The sequence below is a fragment of the Streptomyces sp. NPDC051567 genome, from assembly GCF_044454165.1.
Taxonomy (GTDB): Bacteria; Actinomycetota; Actinomycetes; order Streptomycetales; family Streptomycetaceae; genus Streptomyces.
Genome location: NZ_JBITDK010000059.1, coordinates 1 through 7,408, shown reverse-complemented (window position 1 = coordinate 7,408; position 7,408 = coordinate 1). Strand labels below are relative to the sequence as shown.

The 7,408-nt window shown below is 70.6% G+C and carries 12 protein-coding genes and 1 pseudogene; 3 read left to right on the top strand and 10 right to left on the bottom strand.

The window, feature by feature from the left end; genetic code table 11:
• The 4 genes and pseudogenes from ACIA5F_RS30830 to ACIA5F_RS30815 form a co-directional block, all read right to left on the bottom strand.
• A pseudogene (locus tag ACIA5F_RS30830) lies at nt 1-283 on the bottom strand (hypothetical protein); the annotation flags it as partial.
• Between the two features lie 299 nt (nt 284-582).
• Nucleotides 583-1,242 carry a hypothetical protein gene (locus ACIA5F_RS30825; RefSeq protein ID WP_399358764.1) on the bottom strand — a complete coding sequence of 220 codons (660 nt, stop codon included), beginning with the start codon at nt 1,240-1,242 and terminating at the stop codon, nt 583-585.
• 287 nt (nt 1,243-1,529) lie between these two features.
• Nucleotides 1,530-2,669: a Fic family protein gene (locus tag ACIA5F_RS30820; protein ID WP_399358761.1), complete on the bottom strand. Its 1,140-nt coding sequence runs from the start codon at nt 2,667-2,669 to the stop codon at nt 1,530-1,532.
• 418 nt (nt 2,670-3,087) lie between these two features.
• Nucleotides 3,088-3,249 (bottom strand): hypothetical protein, encoded by a 162-nt coding sequence (locus tag ACIA5F_RS30815; RefSeq protein ID WP_399358759.1) that lies wholly within the window; start codon nt 3,247-3,249, stop codon nt 3,088-3,090.
• Here ACIA5F_RS30815 and ACIA5F_RS30810 point away from each other — a divergent pair.
• On the top strand, nt 3,226-3,465 hold the full coding sequence (locus ACIA5F_RS30810; protein ID WP_399358757.1) for a hypothetical protein: 240 nt from the start codon (nt 3,226-3,228) through the stop codon (nt 3,463-3,465). The genes ACIA5F_RS30815 and ACIA5F_RS30810 overlap by 24 nt on opposite strands.
• Nucleotides 3,466-3,800: 335 nt before the next feature.
• Here the strand turns inward: ACIA5F_RS30810 and ACIA5F_RS30805 are convergent, their stop codons facing one another.
• The 5 genes from ACIA5F_RS30805 to ACIA5F_RS30785 form a co-directional block, all read right to left on the bottom strand.
• Nucleotides 3,801-4,121, bottom strand: coding sequence for a hypothetical protein (locus ACIA5F_RS30805; RefSeq protein ID WP_399358756.1), 321 nt, complete (start codon nt 4,119-4,121; stop codon nt 3,801-3,803).
• 117 nt (nt 4,122-4,238) lie between these two features.
• Complete coding sequence (locus ACIA5F_RS30800; protein WP_399358754.1) at nt 4,239-4,364, bottom strand: DnaJ C-terminal domain-containing protein; 126 nt, start codon at nt 4,362-4,364, stop codon at nt 4,239-4,241.
• Nucleotides 4,365-4,382: 18 nt separating this feature from the next.
• Nucleotides 4,383-4,667, bottom strand: coding sequence for a hypothetical protein (locus ACIA5F_RS30795; protein ID WP_399358751.1), 285 nt, complete (start codon nt 4,665-4,667; stop codon nt 4,383-4,385).
• Complete coding sequence (locus ACIA5F_RS30790; RefSeq protein ID WP_399358748.1) at nt 4,664-4,945, bottom strand: hypothetical protein; 282 nt, start codon at nt 4,943-4,945, stop codon at nt 4,664-4,666. Before ACIA5F_RS30790 ends, ACIA5F_RS30795 begins: the two co-directional genes overlap by 4 nt.
• A 115-nt stretch (nt 4,946-5,060) precedes the next feature.
• Nucleotides 5,061-5,264 (bottom strand): hypothetical protein, encoded by a 204-nt coding sequence (locus tag ACIA5F_RS30785; RefSeq protein WP_399358746.1) that lies wholly within the window; start codon nt 5,262-5,264, stop codon nt 5,061-5,063.
• A gap of 116 nt (nt 5,265-5,380) precedes the next feature.
• On the opposite strand from ACIA5F_RS30785, the gene ACIA5F_RS30780 reads away from it, so the two are divergent.
• Nucleotides 5,381-5,533: a hypothetical protein gene (locus ACIA5F_RS30780; RefSeq protein WP_399358743.1), complete on the top strand. Its 153-nt coding sequence runs from the start codon at nt 5,381-5,383 to the stop codon at nt 5,531-5,533.
• Between the two features lie 16 nt (nt 5,534-5,549).
• On the opposite strand, the gene ACIA5F_RS30775 is transcribed toward ACIA5F_RS30780, so the two are convergent.
• On the bottom strand, nt 5,550-6,023 hold the full coding sequence (locus ACIA5F_RS30775; protein WP_399358766.1) for a hypothetical protein: 474 nt from the start codon (nt 6,021-6,023) through the stop codon (nt 5,550-5,552).
• A gap of 576 nt (nt 6,024-6,599) precedes the next feature.
• Between ACIA5F_RS30775 and ACIA5F_RS30770 the strand changes: the two genes are divergently transcribed.
• Nucleotides 6,600-7,106 (top strand): glycine-rich domain-containing protein, encoded by a 507-nt coding sequence (locus tag ACIA5F_RS30770; RefSeq protein ID WP_399358742.1) that lies wholly within the window; start codon nt 6,600-6,602, stop codon nt 7,104-7,106.
• Nucleotides 7,107-7,408: the final 302 nt, after the last annotated feature.

Below are 7,408 nucleotides of genomic sequence, written 5' to 3'. Positions count from 1 at the left end.
GTCGCGGTACCGGGGCCGTCGCGTCCTTCACGGCCGTGGCGAGACGGGACTGCAGCGCGGCCGTGACCCGCCGCACGGGCACGAGCCCGTCGACGACGGCCGGGCCCAGTGTGCCGAGGGCCTGGACCAGGATGTCGATGCTGTCCAGCACGTCGTCGGCGGCGGCCAGGGGCGACCAGCCGCCGGCCTTGACGGTGTCCGCGAGCGCGGCGGCGGTGTGCAGCAGGGATGCGGCCTGGTCACGGAGAGGATCCGTACCGACTCCAACGACGCCGCCCGCCACGGGCCGCCCACCCGGCGAGGCAGACAGCACCGGGACTGGTGGGGTCGGTACGTGAGGGTGACGCAGCCGCCCGCGCCGCTGGTGCCGGCGGTTCCGGCGCCGCCGGGGCTCGCGGGGATGCCTCCGCCGCCGAAAACGGCCATGCCCCCGGCACCGCCAGTACTGCCCGTCCCACCGGTGCCGGCGGTGACGGGGCAGGTGGGCGGAACCAGCGCCGGCGCGGCGGCGCCACTACCACCCGCGCCCGGCTGACCGTTGGCCACCTCACCGCCGGCCCCGCCCCCGCCCCGCCCCCGTGATCAAGCCGCAGCTGGCGGCGCCCCCCGACCGGACCCGCCGCGCTCCGGCCGGCCCGAGGCAGACCTCAGGTCCGGGCATGCCGCGGACATCGGTGAGGGCCCCGAACCACCGAGCAGTGGTTCGGGGCCCTCACCGATCGCCGATTGTTCTGTACACCCTCCGGCATCCAGCAGCGCCACGCGGTCAGGTCCGCCCGGTGTCAGGGTCCGTGGTTCAGCCAGAGGACAAGGATGGTGCCGGGGTTGTGTCGGTGGACGACGGAGATCCGAGTCCGCCCGTGGTTTCGGGGAGCAGCTCGACGACGTACGACGCGGAACCGGACCCGGTGTCGGGGAACGTCGAGTCGACTTGAGCCGGGTGAGACCTTCGATGGCCGACAGGTCGGATTCGTGGGACCGGCCGGTGTCCGGTGCGGTGACCAGGAGGAGGACAGACATGCCGGGGTGCTCGTCCTGGTAGAGGTCGTCCTCGCCTTCGTCGCCGGGGATCGTGTTCGGCTGGACCTGGACACGGGTGGTGTCCGCGAGGGTGGCGAGGAAGTAGACACCCAGGTAGGAGCTCTCGCGTTCGGTGAAGGCGGTACCGAGACGATCCGCGAGGTGGCCGGCCAGCTCTCGGGCGGTGCAGGCATTGGTGCCGTAGGTGTCGAAGACGGTCATGCTGACATCCTCCTCATGCCCGACTCAGGCCGCGAGAGTACGGTGCGCTCGACCAGGAGTCCGCGTTCGAAACAGGCTCCGGCCCCGACGAAAGGCACCAGGCGGGCGCCGCCGACCACGCGCCAGCGGGCCTGGGCGGAGATGCGACCAGCGAACGGCCCCGCGCGGGCGGGGACGATATGTGGCTGCCGAGGGTGCGGTCAGCTGCGAGCACCAGGGGAGGAAGTCGTCGGGCGCGGGCACAGGCCCTGCACCGGGCTGATCAGGTATACCGGTCAGCTCTGGTGCTACGCGGTGTAGGGGTTGGTGATGCGGTGCGGGCGGCGGGCGGTCTCGATGACGTTCTGCGGGAACTGAGGGCCCGCGACGTAGTGACGGCCCTTGGTCTGCCCGACCGCGGTCAGCACACGGGCCTTCGTCAACGCCTGCAGGTCCCGGGTCGCCTGCTGGGTGTTGATCGCTTCCTGCCGCTCATACCGTGAGCGCCGCACCCGCCCCACCATCGCCACCTCGTGCAGCGCGGTGACCTGCCGCTCGCTGATCCTGTGCGCGTCGGCGTGCCGCATCAGCTCGGTCCACACCTGGTTGGAGCGGTCGACGCGGTGCCGTACCCGCTGGGCCTGCTCGTGGTAGGCGCGCAGGCTGAACTTGATCCAGGGCAGGGTGTCGCGCTCGGGCGAGTACACAGGCCCGCCGACCTCGCGCAGCACCTTGTAGTACTCCCAGGTGTTCCCGGGCATCCCGAGCCACTCCTCGATCGAGGAGAACTCGGGGGCCAGGACGCCGCCGCGGGCGATCAGCAGGGTCTGCAGGGAGCGGGACATGCGGCCGTTCCCGTCGGACCAGGGGTGGATCTTCACCAGGTTCAGGTGTGCCATCGCCGCCCGGATCAGCACGTGCTCCCCGGTGTCGCCGTTGTTGAGCCAGTCCACCAGCTCGGTCATCAGACCGGGCACGAGTTCTGGGTCGGGACCGTCGTAGTCGGTGGCGAGCTCGTCGCCGGGAGCGGTGATCCGGATCGAGGTTCTGCGCCACTGCCCGGCCGTGCGCAGCGGGTGGTGCTGGCCCTGGAGCATCCAGTGCAGTGCGTTCAGGAGTTCCTTGCTGTACCGGAAGTCGGCGACGTCGTGGAGCGACTGGATGTACGTCATCGCCTGCTGGTAGGCGAGGGTCTCCGTCTTGTTCTCCTCGCTGGCGTCGACCTCACGCTCGCCGTCCATCAGGTCCGCGACGTCCTTCGCGTCGACCTGGTAGCCCTCGATCGTGTTCGACGCCGCGATCGCGCTCGCCGTCAGTGCCTTGCGCAGGTCCAGGGTCCACTTCATCGGCGCCTGCTGCACCGCGTCCCTCAGCTGTTCACGCAGGCCGTCCACCTCGTGAAGGACCTGGAGGTCGGAGGCGTCGAGGGTAGGAGTCTCATACAGCATGAGTGAATGATACCAGCCGCCTATCATTCGGGCAACGCCCGCAAGCCCGCGCCCCCCCGGCGCCCCCGGCCTGCGCCCCTACCAACACCGCGCCGCCGCGGCTGGGCTCGCCCTCCTCAGCCACCGCCTGAGCTGAATCGACCGGCTCCGGAGCGGGGACCACGGCGGCCGGGCGCCGCACGGGCAGCGCGACCGGCATCGTTGACGCGGCCGGGACATCAGGGGCCGGCTGCGCGGCGGCGGCTTCGGCGCGGGCCTGGGCGGCGGCGGCCTGGCCGAGCGCCACGGCCAGTCCGTGGATACCTGGAAGCGGATCGTCACCCAGGCCCGTAAGGAGAGCCAGCAGTAGGAGGCCCGGCAGGACGATGGCCGGCGCGACCCGACCCGGGCGTGCTGGCCATTGCCGCTCCGGTTCTGCTCAGGTCGCGCGGGGGAGAACGGCGTCGGCCCCGGAGGCGGCCCTCTCCGCGTCGGTCTTGGCGGCGGCCAGGATCTTCGGAGTCTCCTCCGGTGCCTCTTCGAGGGCCTTCCCGATGCCGGCCGGGGCGCGGGTCCGGTGCAGGGCGGCGGCCTCGGTCACAGCGGCTGCGCGGCGGCGCTGGACGCGGGCCGTGTCGGTCGGGGCCGGCGCATCCTCGGCAGCGGGCAGTTCCTCACCTGGGCCATGGAGCACCTGGAGATCGCCGACGCCGTCCTGCGCCTGGAGTCCCACACCGACGACGACTACGGCCCCGTCCCCCGCCCTGATCCCGCTCTCGCCGCCGAACTCGAAGAACACATGACACACACCCACTGAACGACCCCGCCTGCCACGGAAAGCGAGAACACACGCGGACAGCCCCCGGAAGATCCGGGGGCTGTCCGCACGGGCTCGTCCACCACTGTGTTCAGTGGACGATGTCGACGGCGGTGATGACCAGGACGTCGGCGTGGACCCAGTAGACGACGATCGCCTTCGGCAGGGTGAGCATCCGGCGGTCCTTGCCCTGGCTGCGCGGCGCCGGGATGGACCCTGCCCGTAGGGGTCGGTGGACAGTCGGCGCATCCCGTCGTCGACGGCGGCGCGGACCGGGGCGTCCATCGACCGCCGTTGGACCAGGGCCTGGTCGGAGTACTGAATCCGGTATCGGCTCATGTCACCCCTGGCCCAGGCACCTCGGTGTCACCGCCCGCGTTGTCCAGATCCTCCAGCGCAGTGCAGCCGGAGAAGTCCCCCGCCCGCAGCCGCTCGATGGACGCGTCGATCTCGTCCCACGCCTGCCGCGGCAACGCGTACGCCGCCACAAAAGCGGGCAGCTCCAGAGCCGGGACACTGCCGAGCTGCTCCTCGAACTCGGCCAGACGCTCCGGATCGGAGGCGAGGACTTCGCAGACCGCGTCTATCGTCGCGGGGATCTCCACCAGCTGGCCCCCGACGTGGGCCCGCCACGCCGGCTCGGCGACCTCGGACATACTCCGCCACCTCTTCCTCGAAACCGGCTCTCGTAAGGACGGTACGCGGCCCCACCCCGACCGTCCCAGAGTGTCAGGGCGCGCACACACGAACGAGGAACGGGGAGATCCTCCGCCTCACTGCCGGTCGATGTGCACCTTGACGAAGAGGTCGCCTGGCGCACCGCCGTTGTTCCCGGGCCCGCCCATGCCGCGCAGGCGTAGCTGCTGTCCGGCTCGTACGCTGGCGGGGAGCCGGTCCAAGGGGGGGCGTGCTTCCGGCTACGTCCAGCCCTTGGGGCCGGGGCGGGGTGTGGGCGTGCGGTGGGAGAAGTACTTTGCGAGCCGGTCGTCGAGGGGGATCTGCCAGTACGCACCTACGCGGTGCCATTCGGTGCGGGGGACGGGCCAGTTCGGGTCGGTGTCTGCCAGCTCGCTGATGCGCTGGCGGGTCATCGATGGGGCCCAGCCGTTCTTGACGACGAGTCGGGCCAGCTCGGTGGGTGTGACGAACGCGGCCGGCGGCGAGGGGACGGGGTTCGGCGCGCTGTCGGGGTCGGCGGTCATGCGACGACTCTATTGCAGTTCCTTGCGGCGCCCTGCGGGTGGGCGGCTGCCGCGGCGGGGTCCAGACGCAGGAGTACCCGGTGCCGGTACGCCTGGGTGATCTCACGGACCCGGGTCAGGTCGTCGAGGTCGGCGGCGTCCAGCTCGGCCTCGAAGCGGTCCCGGTCGCCGGGGAAACCCCATGTGGCGAGGGCGGCCCGCAGTTCACGCAGGGTTCCCATGGGCGGGTCGAAGACAGCACTGCCGCCTTCGTGGTGGTGCTCGGGCTGTGCGGTCACGGCGACCTCCAAGTCGATGCACCCGACGCTACCCGCACAAGCCACCGGTACGGGTGCTCGCGCCGGGATTCCCGGCCTTCCGGTGAGGGTGTGTCAGGCGGTCACGGTGATGCCGTCACCCTCGACGACCGGGGCAGTCACGGATGTGGGGTGGGCAGGTGGGCGAGTCCGGCCTTCTCAGTGGGGTCCGGTACAGGGCGGCGGTCTCGGTGGCGGCGAACTCGCGGCGGCGCTGCAGGACGGCGGTGTCGATCGGCGCCGGCTCGTCGGCGGGCTCCTGCGGGTCGGGGAAGGCCCACTGGCTGAGGTCCCGCAGCACGAGGACCTGCCGCGCGATCGCCTGCGCGATGTCCCTGCGAGTGCGACCTTTACCTGACCTGCGCCAAGTTCGTCACCACACCTGAGTACGCCCCACGACTGCGGGCCCGACGCGAAGTGGAGCAGACCCTCGCTCACGACGCCGCCGAACGCGGCTGGGACCGCGAAGTCGAACGGCATTGCTGCACCAGCGACCGCATCGACAAGCTCCTGGCGGACCTTGGGCAACCCGCCCATGCCGACGAGAACGCCGAGGTCTCCAGTGGGTGATCACTCCCCGGCGGGGCTATCGGACTGGTCCTCGCTCATCGACGAGCACCGTGGGTGGAGACAAGAACACATCGGCTCCTACCGGGCCGTATGCGATGTTGAAGGTGTCGAGCCAGTACGACCAGCCCCGCACCCCCGCCGCGCTGCTGAAACGGTAGTTGAGCTGCCAGCGGACCCACTGACCGGGGACAAGGCGTACAGCCGGGGGCCGTCGTGGCCGAGGTGGTATAGCAAACAAGGGCTGGACCCTGGGAAGGACTCGCAACCGATCGTCTTCCTCTCGGAGTTGGACGTCGACCTTGCGCAGGTTTTCCTGGCCGTCATAGGGATCGAAGCCGTCGCGCTCATGCATGCGGACTACATGCGCGGCCGAAGGTGACATATGCGGGACACGAAAGCCGACCGGGACAGCGTTCCGGCGAGCCGCAGCCTCTCCACCCCGGGACTCCTTCGTCCAGGACGTCCGTATCCACTGGACGGTGACATCCAACATGCCTCCCCCGCCACGCAGGTATCAGCTCCGACCACGCGGCGGAGCTTCTTCTCCAGGCCCTCACCGACGACGCCCAGCCACTGCGGAACTGGGTCCGCACCAAGGCCGAGAAGTAGACGAACGCCCCACGGGCCCGGTCAGGCCTGGTCCCGGGGAACCAGCCGCGCGGCGACCAGCGCCACCTGATCTTCAGATAAGTCCTCAACAAGCCTATTACATGAGGATTTTGACGGTCTGTCGCTTTTCTCTAAAGACGACTATCCTGGTAGCGTATCGCGGCTTTGTAGCCGTTTGATACATCCGTGCCGCAGTGGCTACGGAGCCCGCTCCGGCCTCCGAGGCTGCAGTGCGGAGAAGAAGGGATCATCCATGACAGATTTCATCGGGATCCAGGAATTCAACGCCGCAGGGACCTACACAGTCTCCGTGCCCGCGGGCGTCTCCGTGCTGGTGGAGGCGTGGGGCGGCGGAGGCGGGGGTGGCGGCGGAGGAGGCGGAGACGTCCTCGATACCCCGCCGGGAGTGGGCGGCGCAGGCGGCGGCGGCGGATCGGGCGGCTATATCCGCGGCGTCGTGACAGCCTCGACCGCCGCAGTGACCCTGACCGTGGTGGTGGGGGCGGGCGGCACCGGCGGCAGCCCGGGAACGCCCACCCAGACGCGCGGGACCTCGCCCCAGGCCGGGCAGGCGGGTACCAGCGGCGGGGACAGCACCATCAGCAACGCCGGCACCCTGATCATGGCCGCCCGGGGCGGCGGTTTCGGGCAGGCCGGCCTGGCCGGGGGCGTCGGCGGCGGGCAGGGCGGCATGGGTACGGGCGGGACCGGCGGGACCGGTTCATGGCAGCCCGTCGGCACCGCCCTGATCCGCAACGGCGGCAACGGCGGCAACGGCTACATGAGCAACAGCTTCCCCGCGGGGGGCGGAGCGGGCAGCTCCGTCGCCAACGGCCTGCTGCCACCCACACCCAACACCGGTGGCGCCGGCGGCAACCCCAATCAGACCAGCCCGGGCCAGACCCCCGTCCCACCTGCCGCCTCCGGCCACCCCGGCTACGTCCTCCTCACCTCGCTGCACTGAACAACTCCACCACCGCCGCGGCGGCTCCGCCCGATCGCGGGCCACCAACCAGAACAGCAACAGCGCCCCGGCCCAGTCGGCGCCCGGTCACCCAAGACCGGGCAACACCGGCTACAGCACGGCAACACAACAGCACAGATCCGAAGCCGGGCACCCTGCACCCCGCAGGGCGCCCGGCGCCCGTTCGCAACGCACTTCCTCACTCTCAGAGGGCGATATGTGAGCTGATGTCCGGTTCGTGATTAGGGCTGTGAGGTTCGCTGGTCGGGGGTCCGCGATGGGGGTTATGGGCGGGGCTGGGT